Below are 17,645 nucleotides of genomic sequence, written 5' to 3'. Positions count from 1 at the left end.
TTAATATTAATCAATTAAGCTTGTTGTGCTTCCGTTGTATTTCTAACTTTTGTTTGATATCCGATTCCTGGCTGAACATTCAGTTCTTCTAGCACATAGTATGTGCGCTCATTACCCAATGCTTTGCTTACTGCCGAGTTTGGATCAAACCTGTCTCCGAAAATAATAGCATTAGTTGGGCAGGTCTGCTGACAAGCAGTTTGGATCTCAAGGTCTCTTAAAGGACGTTTCTCAATCTTAGCCTGTAGTTTTCCACCCTGGATACGTTGAATACACATCGTACATTTCTCCATTACCCCACGTGAACGTGTAGTAACATCAGGATTAAGAACTAACTGTGTAAATTCATTATTCATGTAGTTATCGAAACGTGAATCGTTCCAGTAGTTAAACCAGTTGAAGCGACGCACTTTATACGGACAGTTGTTCGCACAATAACGTGTACCTACACAACGATTATAAGCCATGTGATTAAGACCATCTGAAGAGTGCATGGTAGCAATAACCGGACAAACCGTTTCACATGGTGCGTGATCGCAATGCTGACATAACATTGGCTGATTGATCACTGTCACGTCTTCAAGCGTACTATCGCCCTCTGCAAGATCACCAATTTGGTCTTCTTTGGTAAGACTGGCACCCTGATCATCCTGGAAGCTGTAATAACGGTCAATACGGATCCAGTGCATTTCGCGACGTTTGATAACCTCATCACGACCTACAACAGGAATGTTATTCTCTACATTACAAGCAACCACACATGCGCCACAACCAGTACAAGCATTTAAGTCGATAGCCATTACCCAGCTGTGTCCTATTTGCTTATGCTCAGGCCAAAGATCGTATGTTGGATGCTCTCCGTGCTTTCCGGTTCCTGAATGAGGATCCTGAACGTATTTATTGAAAGTTGTTTCGCGGATGATATTCCGTCCTTCGTAGGAGTGGTGTGTTTGTGTCTGAGCGAGCTCGCGTTTACCTCCTGCTGCAGAAATTGTTACCGCAACAGCGTTTTGTAACGAACCATTCTGAAGCTTAAGGAAAGGATAGGCATTTTTACCTACTTCATCCCCAACTTTACCTGCTTTGGTGCGGCCATAACCAACTGCGATAGACGCGGTTCCGATGGCTTGTCCCGGTTGGTAAAGAACCGGAAGAACAACCGAATAATTATCTGCCTTTACTTCAACTAAATCGAACTCCGTAACACCTAACTTATCTGCATATTTAGGGTTTAAGGCAACATAATTGTCCCATGTTACCTTAGAAACCGGGTCAGGTAGCTCCTGTAACCATGCATTATTTGCATATGAACCATCGCGTAAGCCTACTGATTCATAGATGGTAAGCTCGGTAACGCTTTCGCCTCCTTTTGCCAGAGCAGCAGAAGCGGCAAGGATTGCCTGAGCAGCATTTCCGGCGTTAACCGCAGGAGCAGCATTGCTTGCTGCGGCCGGAGCATTGGCACCAGCGCCAGAATTTACAACACCGGTTTGCAATAACTGCTTCCAGCTTAGGCCTGCGCCGGGAAGTATACTGGTTTCCCAGTTATTTTTTACATACTGATAATAGTTCTTGATTGCGTTATCAGACCAGATTAATAAGCTTTGCTCGGCCTGACGGGTGTTGTGAACCGGATTGATAGTTGGCTGAACAATAGTATAGTATCCGGCAACCGCGTTTGCATCTCCCCACGTTTCTAAGAAATGTGGAACCGGAGCAATCACATTACATAATGCAGCAGTTTCGTCAAGACGCTCTGAAAAAGAAACTTTAAGTTTTACTTTATATAACCCCTCAGCAAATTCCTTCGGAAGTACTGAATTATACGCAGGGTTGCTGTCCAGGAAGAAGATTCCGTCAACCTCACCTCGCTGCATTTCAGCTATAAGAGTTACGAAGTCAGCGTCATTACCTAAATACTGGTATGAAGGATTAGTAATATCAATGGTTGTACCATAGCTACCTAATAAGGTATTGATATTATTAACAATAGTTTGAGTAGCGATATCGTTAGATCCACTTACCACTAAAGCTCTGCCTTTTGCTGCAAGAAGCTCTTTGGCAACCAATCCTAAAGCTGTTGCAGCCTTTGCATTGGATAATTTAGGAGCTGAGCCGCCGCCGCCAAGAACTGCGTAAAGGTTTAACAATGCAAGTCCTTCTTCAGACGGCTTCAATGCCACACGAACGTCGGCATTTGTACCTGTCATGCTCATTCCAGCCTCAAACTGAACATGGCGCGACATTTTTTTATTTTTTAAAGACGCCAGGTTACGGTTAACAACGTATTGACGGTTAAATTCTAGCGGAGAGATCCAGGTACCCAGGAAGTCTGCACCGAAACTCACAATAACATCAGCTCTGTCGAAATGATAATGAGGTAAAACCGCCCTGCCGAAGCTAGCCTGGTTTGCTCCAAGAATTCCGCTGTAAGAAACAGCATCAACCTGAACATGTCTTGTATTAGGATATTTTGCTACAAAATCTGCGATTACTTTATTTGTAGACGGACTGTTTACTGTCGATGAAACGATTCTGATCTTTTTTCCGCCAGCCTGGATCTTATTCAATTCACCTTTAACGAAAGTATCAACCGAAGCCCAGGTAGCGTCCTTACCATCTAACTTGGGGTCTTTTAGTTTAGATACATCATACAAATCGAGAATTGAAGCCTGAGTAACGGCATCAAGACGACCTTCGCCTAGGATACACGCAGGATTTCCTTCCAATTTTATGGGACGGCCTTCGCGGGTTTTAACTAATATACCATGGCCTTTGTAGCTTGATACATAGTAGTTAGCTACGCCGGGAGTAACCTCTTCAGGTTTAATTAAATAAGGAATTGATTTATGAACAGGAGCTTTCTGACAAGCTGCAAGAGTAACAGCACCTAAACCGAAACCCATCGCTTTTAAGAAATCACGACGTGGAGTTGGAGCTTTTAAGCCCGCATCACTTAATATTTCTTCTATTGGCAACGACTCGGCAAATTCGCCTTTGTTATTCTCCACAAACTCGGGAGTTGTTTTCAGCTCTTCTAAACCTTTCCAGTATTTTTTATTGCTTTCCATTTAAGCTATATAAACTGTTGTGCTAAGTTCTTTTTATAAAATTATTAATAATGGCATTTACCGCATTCGATACCGCCCAGGATAGCAGGAGTTACCTGAACACCTTTTTTCAATTGATCGTGAACAGCTACTATCTTATCGTAGTAAGCATTTCCTTTATAATTCACATCTTTTGTTTTGTGGCAGTTGATACACCATTTCATCGTAAGTGGCGCATATTGATAAACTTCCTTCATGCCCTGAATAGGACCATGACACTCCTGGCATTTAATTCCAGCAACCGTTACGTGCTGGGAGTGATTGAAATAAGCCAAATCAGGAAGGTTGTGAATTCTAATCCATTGAATTGGTTTTGGATTGTCTCCATAAGTTTTAGACTGAGGATCGTAATCTAAAGCCTTATATATTTTAGCTATTTCCGGAGAAGTTTCGCCATTGTATTTATCGCTTGCGGTAACATAGTTATGGCAGTTCATACAAACGTTGGCCGAAGGAATAGAGGCATTTTTAGATTTGTAAGCGCCAAAGTGGCAATACTGACAATCGATCTTTAATGTGCCGGCGTGTAACTCGTGAGAATACTTAATTGGCTGCTCGGGCTGGTATCCCTGGTGAACACCAGTTTCCCACATCGCTTTCCATCCTACAGAACCAAGGAAGATGACAAGAAGCAATACTGCAAAACCAACAAACTTCTTGTTTTTAGCCAATCTTCTGAAACGCACAGCGGTGCTCTCAGATTCAACTTCCTCTACCACTACACCTTGTTTTTGAAGCAAGAGGCGCTCCAGGGTTTTGATTACCCGGTTTAAAACAAGGATTACAAATAAAGCTACCAGAACAAGGACAATTATCCCGCCTAACATCCAATCGCTGACACCTTGTTCAGAACCACCTTCGGCACCTCCTTCAGCGGTTCCAGCTCCACCTGCCGCTTCGGCTGGCTTATTTGCTTCTGCGTCGATAAAAGCAAGGATATTGCTGATATCATCATCAGACAACTCGGGGAATGGAGTCATCACTAACTTGTTATACTCGTTAAACAGCTTAACAGCTTCCGGATCGCCGGAAGCAATTAATGCCTGCGAGTTCTTTATCCACTTAGTCAGCCATTCCCTGTCGCGGCGCTCTGAAATACCCTTCAATGCGGGACCAACCACCGCACGGTCAATAGCATGACAGCTGGTACATTTCTGTTTGAAAATAGCTCCGCCAGCACCTGCATCTCCTGCTGTAGCAGCTGCAACTACAGGCGCTCCGGCAGCTGCCGATCCTGATGTAGCCTGCCCCGCAGCAGCATTGGCGTCCGTGTTATTTTGTGCATAAGCATGGATACCGATACTTAAAGAAGATACTAGGAATAATGATTTTGCAACACTTCTAAAAAACAATGAGATGCTCCTCATATTATATTTTACTCTTTAAAATTTGATATGTATACGAAAGCTGAATGAGATTCCCCCAACATTTTCGGAGGACAAAAGTATAATTAATTAGTCGATGCATGACACTGCAATGACCTATAATACTAATTTATAATCATTCTAAATTATTAAAAAAACGCCCCAGAATTTTTTCTGAGGCGGTTTGAAAAGAAAATGTCGAATGTCCGTTTAAACACTTTTTTGATTTTTGATCAGAGTTGTGTATATAATGATACAGGTCATTCGTTGTAATACAGTTTATGCTATTGCAAACCAAACTTACTGTTTTAAAATCCAGGCAAAAATAAGTGGCGCTACAATGGTCGCGTCAGACTCAACAATGAATTTGGGAGTATGGATATCAAGCTTACCCCAGGTAATCTTTTCGTTGGGAACGGCGCCCGAATATGACCCGTAGGAAGTGGTAGAGTCTGAAATCTGGCAGAAATAGCTCCAGAAAGGAATTTCATGCATTTCCAGGTCCTGATAAAGCATTGGCACCACACAGATTGGAAAATCGCCGGCAATCCCACCTCCTATCTGGAAGAAGCCAATGCCTTTGCCACTGCAGTTCTTTTGATACCAGTCTGATAACCAAGCCATATATTCAATACCGCTCTTCATGGTGCTGGCTTTAAGCTCGCCCTTAATAACGTACGATGCAAAGATGTTTCCCATGGTACTGTCTTCCCATCCGGGAACAATGATCGGCAGATTTCTTTCAGCTGCGGCAATCATCCAGCTGTTTTCAACCGGAATCTCATAATGCTCTTTCATCACCCCACTAAGCAAGAGCTTATACATAAATTCATGAGGAAAATAACGCTCGCCCTTGTCCTCAGCATCTTTCCAGATTTTATGGATGTGCTTTTGGATACGCCTGAAAGCTTCTTCTTCAGGAATACAAGTGTCTGTTACCCGGTTATAACCATTTTCGAGCAAGTCCCACTCTTCCTGGGGGCTTAAATCGCGGTAATTGGGAACCCTTTTGTAATGCGAATGCGCCACAAGGTTCATCACATCCTCTTCCAGGTTGGCTCCGGTACAAGAGATGATGTCCACTTTTCCCTGACGAATCATTTCCGCCAGAGAAATACCCAATTCGGCAGTACTCATGGCGCCGGCAAGGGTGATCATCATTTTACCGCCCTCAAGCAAATGCGTTTCGTAGCCTTTTGCGGCGTCAACCAAAGCCGCTGCGTTAAAGTGGCGATAATTGTGCTCTATAAATTTCGATATAGGTCCTCTTTCCATTGTAAATTTTTAAAGCGCTAAAATTACTATTTTTCCTAGAGTAAAATTGTTTTATTAGCTGCACGAAGTAGCCTCAACGTAACCGCTTCCGAATCATGCTGTATTAATGAAAACCACCGGTAATTGTTCATCTTTTTTTTACAAAAGCTATATTCGCATCGATGAAGAAATTTTTATTTTCAATCGCAATATTTTTTTGTCTGCAAATTTGTAATGCTTTCAGTCAAAAAAAGATACTGGAGCGCTTTCTTTCGGATAAAAACGACAGTACTCAAAGAAGTCGCTTTCTCATTTTGCCGGCATTTGGCTATACTCAGGAAACCGGATTCAATTATGGGTTAGTATCGCTTGCATCTTTTTATACGGATAAAGACACCAGCACACGAAACTCAAGCGTTGCCGGCCTGATTTCGTTTACTACCAAAAAACAATCGATGGTAACGCTAAAGCCAGATATTTGGTCAAAGCAAAACCGCTATCATTATATTGGCGATTTGCGATATAAAAATTTCCCCTTTAACTTTTATGGAATTGGCGACAGAACAACACAAGCCGATGAGGAAAAAATCACTCAAAAACTTGTGAGAATAGGCCTGGAAGCTGAAAAACTAATGAGGAGAGGCAGCTATACCGGCCTGAATATCAGCTATGAAAATCACCAGTTTAGCGATAAGGAACCCGGGGGAATTTATCAAACCAGTCCAGGTATCCGGGACAGAGATGGTGGCGAAGTTCTTTTCCTTGGACTTTCACAGATAATTGATACCCGAAACTCCAATGTTTATTCAACAAGAGGAACCTTCCTAAAATTTAATTACTCGTATGCTCCCGATATTTTTGGCGGTGAAAATTATACAGGAAGCCTGGTAAAATTAGATTTCAGAACATTTAAAAGCTATAACCCGAAAACCGTTCTGGGCTTTAACCTGAATTATCAAACTTTGGGAGGAGGCTCTGCACCATTTTATCTGCTGCCGCAACTGGGCAATGATGCGATGATGCGTGGATATTATACCGGTCGTTACCGCAACAATGATCTGCTTGCTACCCAAATAGAACTTAGATACCGGCCAATTCCGAGAGTTGGCTTTGTGGGCTTTGCCGGAGCGGGTACTGTTTACAACACCCGTTTAGACTTTGAAAGATTTAAACCCAGTTATGGTGCCGGGTTACGCTACTTCTTCGACACGGTAAGAGGCTTAAGTTTACGAATGGACTACGGCTTTGGTGAGAAGCGAAATGGTGAAGAACGACAGAAAGGTTTTTATCTGGCTTTGGGGGAAGCGTTTTGATGCAGCACCTTCATTAAAGTCGTTCTACTAATCCCGCTTTACAAAGAATATTTCTACTCTCCGGTTTTTCATACGCCCTTCTTCTGTATCATTTTTAGCCACGGGTTTTAAAAACGCATCTTCGGTAATTTCTATAGGCACTTCGATATCCCGCATTTGTTGTAATGCATCCATCACAGATTCGTTCCGCTTCCGCGAAAGCGCCATATTATACTGCAGATTGCCTATACTATCCGTATGCCCTGCAACTCTTATAACATACCGTTCCTTGATTCTGTCGTACAGGGCTGCCACATTTTTCAGCTTCTTCATTTCAGATTGAAGGACATCTGCCTTGTCCGATTTAAAGTAAATAGTGGCGTTTGGGATGTAAACCGTGTCAGGCAAGATATCCTGGAGTTTTTTTCCGGCTATTAACTGTGTGGTGTTGGCTACTTTCGAAATGCCCGAGTAATCGGCATATGTGACATGCGATGTATCCTGAGTAACCGTTAAGCTTTTATCCTCCATAAAAACACCCGAATCGAATATATTATCGGCCACATCGGCGATGATGATTTTCATGTGATATTTTTGGTAGGGGATAACATAGGTACTTGCCGTTAACTTTTTAGTTATCCCATCAAACTGAAGGTATCTGTATACGGAAGTCCTCGTCTTTTTATAAAGTGCCGGATTATTCCGGATGGCGTTATCGCCTGCCTCATCGCTTCTACTTCCACCGAATATGCTTTTAAAGCCCTTCCAGATATTGCCAAAAACACCCCGGCGCGGTTCCTCTTCTACAACCGGCGCTTCCCTTTTGTTAGTATTTAAAAAAACGTTGTTATCAATAAAATACTGGGCATTGGTAAGATGATTCACTGTATTAATACTTACCGGAACGTTCTTCCCAGGGATTAAAGCGATGTTTGTTTTACTGCTGTCATCCGAAACGAAAAAACCAAAAACGTCGTTATAAGTCGACCCTACGTATTCCGGATACTCCTCAGATCCGAACTGATATCTGAACTGAAGTTTATTTGCAAGCGGAACAAAATCGAACTCGATCATGCTTACGTCGTATAAATTGGGCTTGATGTATTTTTGAAGATCGGCATCCTTTTCGGCATCACCGAAAGAATAAGATTGGTTGGATTTATTATTTAATCCGGCTACAGAAGACGCTGCACCGGTAGACAGAATAAGGCCTTTTTGAATTTCAATAGCATTATTAGAGCTACTAAATGCACCCATCGAAAGTGGGTTGCCATGCACCTTGATATTACCAATTACAACTCCCTGCCCGGCAAAATTGTCCTTTACCCATTTGTTGATGTCGATACGCGATACACGTATCTGAGCAGTGCTGCTTAATCCGGTAACAAGAGCGCAGAAAAATATCCAGAAAAAACGTGAGCGCATATGGTTTAAAATTCGGTTTTGGCGGTTAAATATAACCCGTACTTTCAATATTTAATATAGAAATGCTCTTTTTCCTGACCCTTTTTGAAATAAACTAATCCAATCCAAAAAAGGTCGACTGTTACACTCACTTTCGGGTGGCTTTTTATTTCATCCCAGGCCTCTTCCATCCCTTTACTCCAATAGATGTCATCAAAAATGAGCACAGTATTGTCGTTCACCCGGGCAAGACACCAGTTAAAATAATTCAACGTGGCCTCTTTTCTATGATTTCCATCTACAAACACAAAGTCGAGCGATTCTGTTTGTTCAATGAGCCCAGGCATCAACGCATCAAAGTTGCCTGTTAGCAGCTTGACATTTTCAATTTTCAGTTTATCCAGATTCTCGCGGGCAAGCGCTGCTGTTTGAGGACATCCCTCAATACTGGTAACTTGGGCTTCGGGACTGCTTTTGGCAAGATATGCAGTAGTTAAACCCAAACAAGTACCTAACTCAATAATATTCGCTGGCTGGCGATCGTTAGCAAGTCTATAAATTAATTGGGCCAGTCTTTTAGGCTTAAGTGCATTTTTTGCAAGTTCTTTCACCTGCTTTTGTTTGTTGTTGTTTACATGCGAACCCGCTCCAAGGTCGGTGATAGTAATCTGGCGGGGGTCTGATAATAACGCTTGTCTTAAAGACTCAAGCGGTTCATATTCCCTGCGGGACTTAAAGTCATAAATAACTTTATCGACCAGGTTATATACAAAAGGGGAATGAATTCCATGGCGAGTTTTCGCTTTTAACCTATGCCTGATATACGATTTGAGCAATTGCCAATTAATCATGTGCGCCAAAATTAGATAAATCTATAGCGATATCATTATGATAGTTGTCAAAAAAAGTTCAGCCGGCGTAAACTGTATCAGGCATTTTTATATTTTAGTAAAAGATGATTAATAATAAGGAACTCGAATCTTTAATAAAATTGCTTGATGATCCGGATGAAGAGATAGCGCAGCATGTCGAAGAAAAGCTGCTATCTTATGGGAACGAGGTAATAGAATATCTGGAAAGCGCCTGGGAGCAATCTTTCGATGCGGTTCTGCAAGAGCGGATCGAGAATCTTGTGCATAAAATCCAGTATCACTCGGTTAAAAAAGAGCTGGAGCTATGGTATCATGGAGGCGCTTTCGATTTGCTTCAGGGGGTTATCATCCTTAATAAATACCAGTACCCTGATATGGATCCTCTAAAAATAATCAACCAGATTGAGGAAATAAAGAGGGAGATCTGGCTGCAGATGGTGTACGATATGAGCGCCATTGAGAAGGTAAAAATTATTAATCATGTTTTATACAGTATTTATAATTTTTCGGGGAATACCACCAATCACCAGGACCCTCAAAACTCATACATCAGTCAGGTACTTGAGAGCAAAAAAGGGAACCAGATCTCGCTCGCCATTATTTATTCGGTAATTGCGCAGAAGCTTGACATCCCGATTTACGGGGTAAATTTACCGCAACATTTTATCCTTGCTTATATCGACGAGGCGAAAGAATACATATCGGAAGAAGGTGTTTTGTTTTATATCAATGCCTTTAACAAGGGGTTCATTTTTAGCAGAAAAGACGTGGATTCCTTCCTGAAGCAATTGAACCTCACACCGGCGAAAGAGTATTATGAACCCTGTAAAAACGAGGATATCATTCGAAGGATATTGAGAAATTTGATTTCTTCCTATTCGAAGTTAGGATATGACGATAAGGTAAAAGAGATTGAAGAGTTGCTCGCTGTTGTAGAAACAGAGAAATAAAAACTTTCCAAAAGTCTGGAACTTTTGGAAAGCTTAAGCATGCTAGAATTCCATTAAATACGCCTTAATGAAATCATTTATATCACCGTCTAACACCGCCTGGGGGTTAGAGGTTTGGTAATTTGTTCGGTGATCTTTTACCCGCCGATCATCCAAAACATAGCTTCTGATCTGCGACCCCCATTCTATCTTCTTCTTGCTTCCCTCTATCGCCGCAGAAGCCTCCTGGCGTTTCCGCATCTCGGCTTCATACAACTGAGATTTCAGCAAGCGGATTGCATTTTCCTTATTTTGAAGTTGTGAGCGAGATTCCTGGTTCTTGATAATGATTCCGGAAGGTTTGTGATATAATCGAACGGCTGTTTCCACCTTGTTTACATTCTGCCCGCCTGCACCACCAGAGCGGAAGGTTTCAAACTCGATATCTGCCGGATTTACTTCAATTTCTATAGTATCGTCAACTAAGGGATAAACATACACAGAGGCAAATGATGTGTGACGTTTTGCATTTGCATCGAAGGGCGAAATCCGCACCAGGCGGTGAACTCCATTTTCGCCTTTCAGGTACCCATAGGCAAATTCACCTTCTATCTGAAGAGTTACCGATTTGACTCCGGCAACCTCCCCCTCCTGGAAATCCTGTTCAGTTACCTTGTATCCATTCTTCTCTCCCCACATGATATACATTCGCATCAGCATCTGAGCCCAGTCGCAGCTCTCTGTACCACCCGCACCAGCCGTAATTTGAAGAACCGCATTAAACTGATCTTCCTCGGCGCTCAACATGTTTTTAAACTCAAGTTCTTCGAGTTTAGTAAGTGCTATCTGATATTGTTCTTTTAGTTCATCTTCTGTAGCGTCTCCAGATTGAAAAAACTCATACATCACGGCAGCATCCTCTACAGCCGAGTCGACCTCAACAATGCCGTCTGTCCAGACCTTCTTTGCTTTGATGGAGTGCAGAACTTTTTCAGCTTGCTTGGGTTTATCCCAGAAGTCGGGGGTGAGGGTTAGCTCTTGTTCGATATGGAGTTCATCAAGCTTCTTGTCGATGTCAAAGATGCCTCCTCAGGGACGTTACTCTGTCCCTTAAATCCTGTAACTGCTCTTTAGTCATGTCGCAAAAGTATAGAAAAGGATGGAATGTATATCTATAAGGTTTAGAAACCTTATGAGCGAGCTTAACAATTCAAAAAAAAGCCGAACAATTACACCCTTTTTTGTTATATAATTAATCTAGATTGCCCCGGATTGCCGGCCGAAAACAAAGAAAATGAAAATGCTATCCCTCATCGCCGCTCTGATTATCTGGATTGGATGCGGCCCGGCAAACAAATCAGCTTCCCTAGACCCCGGAGACACCTCGGTAACTGACAGCCTGCAATCAGACGGTACGATTGAGGATACCCCCTTAACTCCTGCATCCACTCAAACTCCAATTTCCAAAGAAATAAAATTGTTCAAGGGCCTATACACGTCTGGCAATGAAGTAAGCACCTTTCGCGACTGTAACAACCTTTCAAAAGTTTACTGGCTGGAAGATAAAAGCAATAAGCTGAACGCCAGTTACAAACAAACGGAAGGCTTTCTTTCTTATCCTTATGAGAGCATTTACGTAGAGATTAAAGGCTATCTAAAAGGCAAATCAACAGTTGGCTATGCTGCAGAATATGAAAATGTACTTGCGGTAACAGAAGTGAAAACTGCTAAACAAAAATCATTCAGCACAGATTGCTTTCAATATGAGTTTGTTGCGCTGGGAAATGAGCCTTTTTGGTCAGTTGATATTATTCCTTCCGAGAAAATAATTGCGCTTAAGGACGTTGGCAGCGAAAAAACCTATGTATTCCCATATAAAGCCGCAAAAGCGTCCGGAAACACATTAATTTACCAGACCACGAACGACAAAAAGCAGTCGATCAAAATCCTTATTACAAAAGAAACCTGCAGCGACGGCATGTCCGACAGAAAGTATAACTACTCGGCTCAGGCTACCATCAGCGGAAAAACCCTTAAAGGCTGCGCCATAAAAAAGGGCGATAAGGTGGTGATGAATCAATAGCCGCCGCTAAATCAGCCAAGATTTTTATCTTCGTCCAAATTTTAATGTATGCTTCCTAAAATAAATTTCACAGAAACTCAAGCCTATCAATATTTAACCGATCATTTTATCGAAGTAAGCAATCAGCATCTGCGCAGTCTTTTTGCAGAAGACTCTGAACGTTTCAACAAGTTCTCGCTTCAGTTTAACGATATTCTTTTAGATTATTCAAAAAACCGGATCTCTGATAAAACCATGGCTCTGTTAACGCAGCTGGCTAAAGAGTGTAATTTGAAAGAAGCTATTGACGCTATGTTCGCTGCTGAACCAATCAATGAAACTGAAGGACGTGCCGTGTTACATATTGCTCTGCGAAATCAGGGAAATGAACGCATTGTAGTGGATGGAGTTGATGTGATGCCCGATGTAAAAGCAGTTCTGGATAAAATGGAAATGTTTTGCAATTCTGTGATATCGGGCGAATGGAAAGGCTACTCCGGCAAAGCAATTACCGACATTGTGAACATCGGCATTGGCGGCTCTGACTTAGGTCCGGTAATGGTGTATGAATCATTAAAGGCTTATAGAAACCACCTAAGCCTCCACTTTGTATCCAATGTAGACGGCACACATATAGCCGAAACTTTAAAGAAAGTAAATCCCGAAACAACGTTATTTCTAATCGCCTCTAAAACCTTTACTACACAAGAAACGATGGCCAATGCACACAGCGCTCGTGCCTGGTTTTTGAACAACGGGGGGGCACAGGAAGGTGTTGCCAAACATTTCGCCGCTCTTTCTACCAATGCAAAAGCAGTTTCGGAGTTCGGAATAGATACCAAAAACATGTTCGGATTCTGGGATTGGGTAGGAGGAAGATATTCATTATGGAGTGCAATAGGTACCTCAATTGCGTTAGGGATAGGTTTCGACAATTTCAAAGCATTGTTAAAAGGTGCACACGAAATGGATAAACATTTCCGTAAAGCAGAATTCGAGCAGAACATGCCAGTGATTCTTGCTTTACTTGGTATTTGGTATAATAATTTCTTCGAAGCAGAAAGCCATGCTATTTTGCCATACGATCAATATATGCACCGCTTTGCAGCGTATTTCCAGCAAGGCGACATGGAAAGCAATGGTAAAAATGTAGACCGGAATGGCGAGGCCGTCAATTATCAAACCGGACCAGTGATTTGGGGTGAACCCGGAACAAACGGGCAACATGCATTTTATCAGTTAATTCACCAGGGAACAAAGCTGATCCCTTGCGATTTTATCGCGCCGGCTCAGTCGCATAACAAAATCGGCTCCCATCACACCCTTTTGTTATCCAATTTCTTTGCACAAACCGAAGCATTGATGAATGGCAAAACATATGAAGAGGTGGTAGCAGAATTAAAGACATCAGGAAAATCAGAAGCAGAAATAGAGAAACTAGCCCCCTTCAAGGTATTTGAGGGGAATCGTCCAACCAACTCCATCCTCGTAAAGAAAATAACCCCCGAAACTCTGGGTGCGCTTATCGCCATGTATGAGCACAAAATCTTTGTACAAGGCATCATCTGGAATATTTTCAGTTTCGATCAGTGGGGCGTAGAATTGGGGAAACAACTGGCAAACAAGATTTTACCAGAATTGGAGAGCGATACTAAAATCGACTCACACGATGCATCCACAAACGGTTTAATAAACCAGTATAAAAGCTGGCGAAGAGATTCGAAATAAGCACAGCACTGTGGTGATTTTTTGATAATTTGAAAACGAACAGCCGGTCTCTGTAGATTCTGTAGTCCTGCTGTTCGGTCCAAGTCCTCATTCGGCGCGCTGACCGAGGCTTCATTCCGGGCTTTTCCCTGCCATCAGGTTTAAGTGCGAGATGGAACGTCTTTGAAATAAAAGCCCCATAAAAAGTAAACAATACTTTTAGGCAAACCCAGGGTAGGGGGCTAGTCTGGCTTAGAAGCCATCGCCAGCTTAACATAAGTTGATATTCCAGCCGTCTTCTACAAGTGAAATACTGCCTCCTTCATTAAAAAAATTCCCTCCCGAAGCAACCACCCCATAATAAACTCCGTACTTCTGGTTATATTGAGTTAATTATTGATGGACTCATCTCAACTTCAACAAATTATATCCGGCTGTAAATCCCGAGACCGAAAAAGTCAGAAGGATCTATACCGTCAATATTTTGGATTTTCCATAAAAATCTGCCTTCGGTATGCCGAACATAGGGAGGAAGCGGTTGAGATTGTGAATGATGGGTTTATGCGAGTATTCACCAATATTGGAAAATACGATAACACCCGGCCCTTCAATTCCTGGCTTAGCACCATCATGATTAATACCTCGATAGATTATTACAGGAAAAGAATCCGACGTACGAAGATGGAGGAACTAAACAGCAGTCATGAGCTCGAAGAAAGAGAGCATATTTTATCAAGGATAAATTATGACGATTTAATCAAACTGGTACAGAAGCTTTCTACTACGTACCGCACGGTTTTTAACCTGTTCGTAATAGATGGATATACTCATGAGGAAATTGCTGCTATGCTTTCCATTTCAGTAGGGACATCAAAATCGAACCTGTTTAAGGCCCGCCATAGATTGAAAGAAATGTTGAATGCAGTTGACGACGATGAGGCGGGAACGCGGATGTATAAAATATCATGAAAGAGTTATCAGACAAGCAGTTCGATGAGCTATTGAAGCAAAAAACGGAATCATTTGATTATGATTTCGACGAATCTGCCTGGAATAAAATGGAGCAAAAGCTCCGGAGAAGGGACCGAATTGTTTTTATCAGAAACAGCAGCTTTGTGGTTTTACTTTTACTGCTTTGCGGAGGAGCTTACTTGCTATTCGATAATAATGCAATTAAAGATCAACAAAACAAGCTTGCTAAACACCCGAAAAACATCGGGCAGAAGACTAAATCTGCCGATATGAACACATCCGTATCAGTTACTACAAGGACAGAATCGGGAGAAAAACCGTCTGTTAACACGGACTTCACTGATTCTGAACCTCGTGTCAAAACTAATATCCCCCTGAGAGGTATAAAAAATCATGAAGCATTTACAAAGAATAACGTCTTTGTCTACAGTTCGGTGCCTCAAGACCCGCAACCTATGAGTTCAGACAGCTCTGTGGTTATTGCACAATCCTCGGCGCCCCCAGTCACTACAACCGAACCAGAGTTAGTTACACAAGAGAACCCCAACGCCGCCTCTATCGACAGCATTCAAACAGCCAACGATAAAGCTATTCCGAAACGCAGAAAACTGACCTTCAGCGTTACTGCGATGGCCGGACCCGACTTTAGCGCCATCAAATCTTTTGAGGGCAGCAAAGGCACTCTAAACTTCGGCCTCTTGCTCAATGCTTCAATCTCTGACAGAATTACTTTGAGCTCCGGAGTTAAATACGGGCCCAAAAATTATTCTGCAAATGGCTATAGTTACCATATGCAAAATTCTTCCCGTGCCAGTAAAGTTGAAGGCATTGATGCCTCTTGCAATATTCTCGAGATTCCTTTACAAGTATCCTACTCATTGGTAAAAACAGGCAATAAACAAATACGTGTGGCTTCAGGGCTTTCATCTTACCTGATGCTAAGGGAGGAATACAACTTCCGGTATAACCATTATTCTGGCTATAAAGACTATCTGCTGGTAAAAAACAATGAAAACCAACATTACTTAAGTGTCCTTACCCTCTCTGGCAGTTACGAAATAAGGCCGAAACCATCCGGCATCCGTGTGGGTATAGAACCTTATCTAAAACTACCTTTGGGCGGTGTGGGCGAGGGAAACGTGCGCCTGAAATCAAGTGGAATCTCATTAAATCTAACTTATGATATCAGTAAAAAAATCAAGTAAGTTGCTTTTAGCTTTAGTAATAGTGGCAGGACTAAATATGCCTGCCTTAGCACAAAACTTCACCAGTAAAAATGCCAGAGTGCGCTTCTTTTCCTCTACACCGATTGAGGATATCAAGGCCGCCTCTGACAATGGCGTAGCAGTGTTAATCGGAAAAACCGCGAGCATTGCTTTCCAGGTTGCCATTAAAAGCTTTGAGTTTTCGAAGGGTTTGATGCAGGAACATTTCAATGAGAACTACATGGAAAGCGACAAATATCCTTATGCGAAGTTTAATGGCAAGATAAATCAGTCAATAGACTTTAGTAAAGAAGGCGAATATAATGTAACTGCAACCGGAATACTCCTCATTCACGGAGTACCGAAGCAACGCACTATTCCAGGGAAAATAAGGATTACAAATGGCACAGTACAATTGATCGCCGGCTTTGATGTAGCCTGCGCTGACCATAACATTAAAATACCTAAGCTGGTGATGACCAAAATAGCCGAAGTTATTAAAGTGAATATAGACGCCACACTAAAACCTTAAAACCTTTATGAACAAACTTTTCATCACCGTACTCGGTCTGATCTTTCTTGCTCCGGCTGTGCGGGCACAGGACGCTGATTCATTGCTAAGCTCGCTGGACTCATCAAAATACCTGGGAAACCAAGCTTCAGCTACATTTAAATCTACCAGAATAGTATTATCTCACTCGACCGAAACACAAAAGAAATATGATCTCGATCTCAGGATCCGGCATCATTTTGGCGATGTTGGAGGGAATTTCGGAGGTTCGCACACACTTTACGGACTAGATGTAGCCACGGATCTATACATCGGCTTCGATTATGGATTAACCGATCGGCTTACGCTCGGTATAGGACGAAGCAAGCACAATGAACTGTTTAATTTTTTTGCAAAGCAAAAAGCAATTGGCCAGAGTAAAGGAGCCTCCCCCGTAACGCTTACACTGCTGGCGCAGGCAGGAATCATCACCAGAGAAGAAGAGTTTGAGAATGAATTTAACGACGATTCCACGAGAACCAGTTATGTTTTCCAGGCTCTAATTTCCAGAAAATTTTCTGAACGCCTTTCAGTTCAAATATCGCCAACTTATTTACTAAGATCTCTTCATGTTGGCACTGGCGACAATCAAAATCTTTTTAGCCTTGGTTTCGCCGGACGATTTAAGCTAAGCAAACGACTGTCGCTGGTTGGCGATTATCAACTGGTGAATGCCTTTGGGAGACCTGAAGGACTATTTGACCATTATTTTAACCCTTTAGGAGTTGGGCTTGAAATCGAAACTGGGGGCCATGTTTTTTCCCTGAACTTCATGAACTCGGAGTATATCATTGAAAACAGCTTTATACCAGACACTCAAAAATCGTGGAACAATGGTGGAGTGCGTTTTGGCTTCACCATGTCAAGAAATTTTAGCCTTCGCAAATCGAAAAACCCTGATATTCAATCTAAAATTTACTAGCA

At 42.1% G+C, this 17,645-nt stretch carries 14 protein-coding genes; 8 read left to right on the top strand and 6 right to left on the bottom strand.

Annotated features, from left to right (window positions below):
- Positions 1–14 precede the first annotated feature (14 nt).
- The 3 genes from J3P43_RS05060 to J3P43_RS05050 all read right to left on the bottom strand — a co-directional run bounded on the left by J3P43_RS05060 (position 15) and on the right by J3P43_RS05050 (position 5,749).
- Positions 15–3,071, bottom strand: a complete 3,057-nt coding sequence (locus J3P43_RS05060) for a TAT-variant-translocated molybdopterin oxidoreductase (RefSeq protein ID WP_255899869.1) — start codon at positions 3,069–3,071, stop codon at positions 15–17.
- A 44-nt stretch (positions 3,072–3,115) separates the two neighbouring features.
- Positions 3,116–4,477 (bottom strand): c-type cytochrome, encoded by a 1,362-nt coding sequence (locus tag J3P43_RS05055; RefSeq protein WP_255899866.1) that lies wholly within the window; start codon positions 4,475–4,477, stop codon positions 3,116–3,118.
- A 297-nt stretch (positions 4,478–4,774) separates the two neighbouring features.
- A complete protein-coding gene (locus J3P43_RS05050) occupies positions 4,775–5,749 on the bottom strand; it encodes a deoxyhypusine synthase family protein (RefSeq protein ID WP_255899864.1) in 975 nt (324 codons plus the stop codon).
- Between the two features lie 161 nt (positions 5,750–5,910).
- Between J3P43_RS05050 and J3P43_RS05045 the strand changes: the two genes are divergently transcribed.
- On the top strand, positions 5,911–7,041 hold the full coding sequence (locus J3P43_RS05045; protein WP_255899862.1) for a BamA/TamA family outer membrane protein: 1,131 nt from the start codon (positions 5,911–5,913) through the stop codon (positions 7,039–7,041).
- Between the two features lie 27 nt (positions 7,042–7,068).
- On the opposite strand, the gene J3P43_RS05040 is transcribed toward J3P43_RS05045, so the two are convergent.
- Together J3P43_RS05040 and J3P43_RS05035 are read right to left on the bottom strand one after the other, a co-directional pair.
- On the bottom strand, positions 7,069–8,445 hold the full coding sequence (locus tag J3P43_RS05040; protein WP_255899859.1) for an OmpA family protein: 1,377 nt from the start codon (positions 8,443–8,445) through the stop codon (positions 7,069–7,071).
- 44 nt (positions 8,446–8,489) lie between these two features.
- Entirely contained in the window at positions 8,490–9,275 is a 786-nt protein-coding gene (locus J3P43_RS05035; protein ID WP_255899856.1) for an O-methyltransferase, read from the bottom strand.
- A gap of 104 nt (positions 9,276–9,379) precedes the next feature.
- Between J3P43_RS05035 and J3P43_RS05030 the strand changes: the two genes are divergently transcribed.
- Positions 9,380–10,246, top strand: coding sequence for a transglutaminase-like domain-containing protein (locus J3P43_RS05030; protein WP_255899854.1), 867 nt, complete (start codon positions 9,380–9,382; stop codon positions 10,244–10,246).
- Between the two features lie 42 nt (positions 10,247–10,288).
- On the opposite strand, the gene prfB is transcribed toward J3P43_RS05030, so the two are convergent.
- Positions 10,289–11,363, bottom strand: a protein-coding gene (gene prfB, locus J3P43_RS05025) for a peptide chain release factor 2 (protein WP_255899852.1) whose coding sequence is annotated in 2 segments (ribosomal slippage) — positions 10,289–11,302 and positions 11,304–11,363 — 1,074 coding nt in all. Because the reading frame shifts where the segments join, the coding sequence is not laid out codon by codon here.
- A 156-nt stretch (positions 11,364–11,519) separates the two neighbouring features.
- Between prfB and J3P43_RS05020 the strand changes: the two genes are divergently transcribed.
- The 6 genes from J3P43_RS05020 to J3P43_RS04995 all read left to right on the top strand — a co-directional run bounded on the left by J3P43_RS05020 (position 11,520) and on the right by J3P43_RS04995 (position 17,643).
- Positions 11,520–12,308, top strand: coding sequence for a COG3650 family protein (locus tag J3P43_RS05020; protein WP_255899848.1), 789 nt, complete (start codon positions 11,520–11,522; stop codon positions 12,306–12,308).
- 48 nt (positions 12,309–12,356) lie between these two features.
- Complete coding sequence (gene pgi / locus J3P43_RS05015; protein WP_255899846.1) at positions 12,357–14,015, top strand: glucose-6-phosphate isomerase; 1,659 nt, start codon at positions 12,357–12,359, stop codon at positions 14,013–14,015.
- 378 nt (positions 14,016–14,393) lie between these two features.
- Positions 14,394–14,963, top strand: coding sequence for an RNA polymerase sigma factor (locus tag J3P43_RS05010; RefSeq protein ID WP_255899843.1), 570 nt, complete (start codon positions 14,394–14,396; stop codon positions 14,961–14,963).
- Positions 14,960–16,171, top strand: a complete 1,212-nt coding sequence (locus J3P43_RS05005; RefSeq protein ID WP_255899840.1) for a porin family protein — start codon at positions 14,960–14,962, stop codon at positions 16,169–16,171. Before J3P43_RS05010 ends, J3P43_RS05005 begins: the two co-directional genes overlap by 4 nt.
- Entirely contained in the window at positions 16,146–16,703 is a 558-nt protein-coding gene (locus tag J3P43_RS05000) for a YceI family protein (protein ID WP_255899837.1), read from the top strand. The genes J3P43_RS05005 and J3P43_RS05000 overlap by 26 nt, the downstream gene beginning before the upstream one ends.
- A 7-nt stretch (positions 16,704–16,710) precedes the next feature.
- Positions 16,711–17,643 (top strand): DUF5777 family beta-barrel protein, encoded by a 933-nt coding sequence (locus J3P43_RS04995; RefSeq protein ID WP_255899835.1) that lies wholly within the window; start codon positions 16,711–16,713, stop codon positions 17,641–17,643.
- Positions 17,644–17,645: the final 2 nt, after the last annotated feature.

It is taken from the genome of Paradesertivirga mongoliensis, from assembly GCF_024436395.1.
Taxonomy (GTDB): Bacteria; Bacteroidota; Bacteroidia; order Sphingobacteriales; family Sphingobacteriaceae; genus Paradesertivirga; species Paradesertivirga mongoliensis.
This window is presented reverse-complemented; position numbering and strand designations above follow the sequence as displayed.

What these genes read in the sequence shown, in the direction of transcription:
- J3P43_RS05060 (WP_255899869.1), bottom strand. Translation starts at nt 3,071, where the DNA reads ATGGAAAGCAATAAAAAATACTGGAAAGGTTTAGAAGAGCTGAAAACA.
- J3P43_RS05055 (WP_255899866.1), bottom strand. Translation starts at nt 4,477, where the DNA reads ATGAGGAGCATCTCATTGTTTTTTAGAAGTGTTGCAAAATCATTATTC.
- J3P43_RS05050 (WP_255899864.1), bottom strand. Translation starts at nt 5,749, where the DNA reads ATGGAAAGAGGACCTATATCGAAATTTATAGAGCACAATTATCGCCAC.
- J3P43_RS05045 (WP_255899862.1), top strand. Translation starts at nt 5,911, where the DNA reads ATGAAGAAATTTTTATTTTCAATCGCAATATTTTTTTGTCTGCAAATT.
- J3P43_RS05040 (WP_255899859.1), bottom strand. Translation starts at nt 8,445, where the DNA reads ATGCGCTCACGTTTTTTCTGGATATTTTTCTGCGCTCTTGTTACCGGA.
- J3P43_RS05035 (WP_255899856.1), bottom strand. Translation starts at nt 9,275, where the DNA reads ATGATTAATTGGCAATTGCTCAAATCGTATATCAGGCATAGGTTAAAA.
- J3P43_RS05030 (WP_255899854.1), top strand. Translation starts at nt 9,380, where the DNA reads ATGATTAATAATAAGGAACTCGAATCTTTAATAAAATTGCTTGATGAT.
- J3P43_RS05020 (WP_255899848.1), top strand. Translation starts at nt 11,520, where the DNA reads ATGAAAATGCTATCCCTCATCGCCGCTCTGATTATCTGGATTGGATGC.
- pgi (WP_255899846.1), top strand. Translation starts at nt 12,357, where the DNA reads ATGCTTCCTAAAATAAATTTCACAGAAACTCAAGCCTATCAATATTTA.
- J3P43_RS05010 (WP_255899843.1), top strand. Translation starts at nt 14,394, where the DNA reads ATGGACTCATCTCAACTTCAACAAATTATATCCGGCTGTAAATCCCGA.
- J3P43_RS05005 (WP_255899840.1), top strand. Translation starts at nt 14,960, where the DNA reads ATGAAAGAGTTATCAGACAAGCAGTTCGATGAGCTATTGAAGCAAAAA.
- J3P43_RS05000 (WP_255899837.1), top strand. Translation starts at nt 16,146, where the DNA reads ATGATATCAGTAAAAAAATCAAGTAAGTTGCTTTTAGCTTTAGTAATA.
- J3P43_RS04995 (WP_255899835.1), top strand. Translation starts at nt 16,711, where the DNA reads ATGAACAAACTTTTCATCACCGTACTCGGTCTGATCTTTCTTGCTCCG.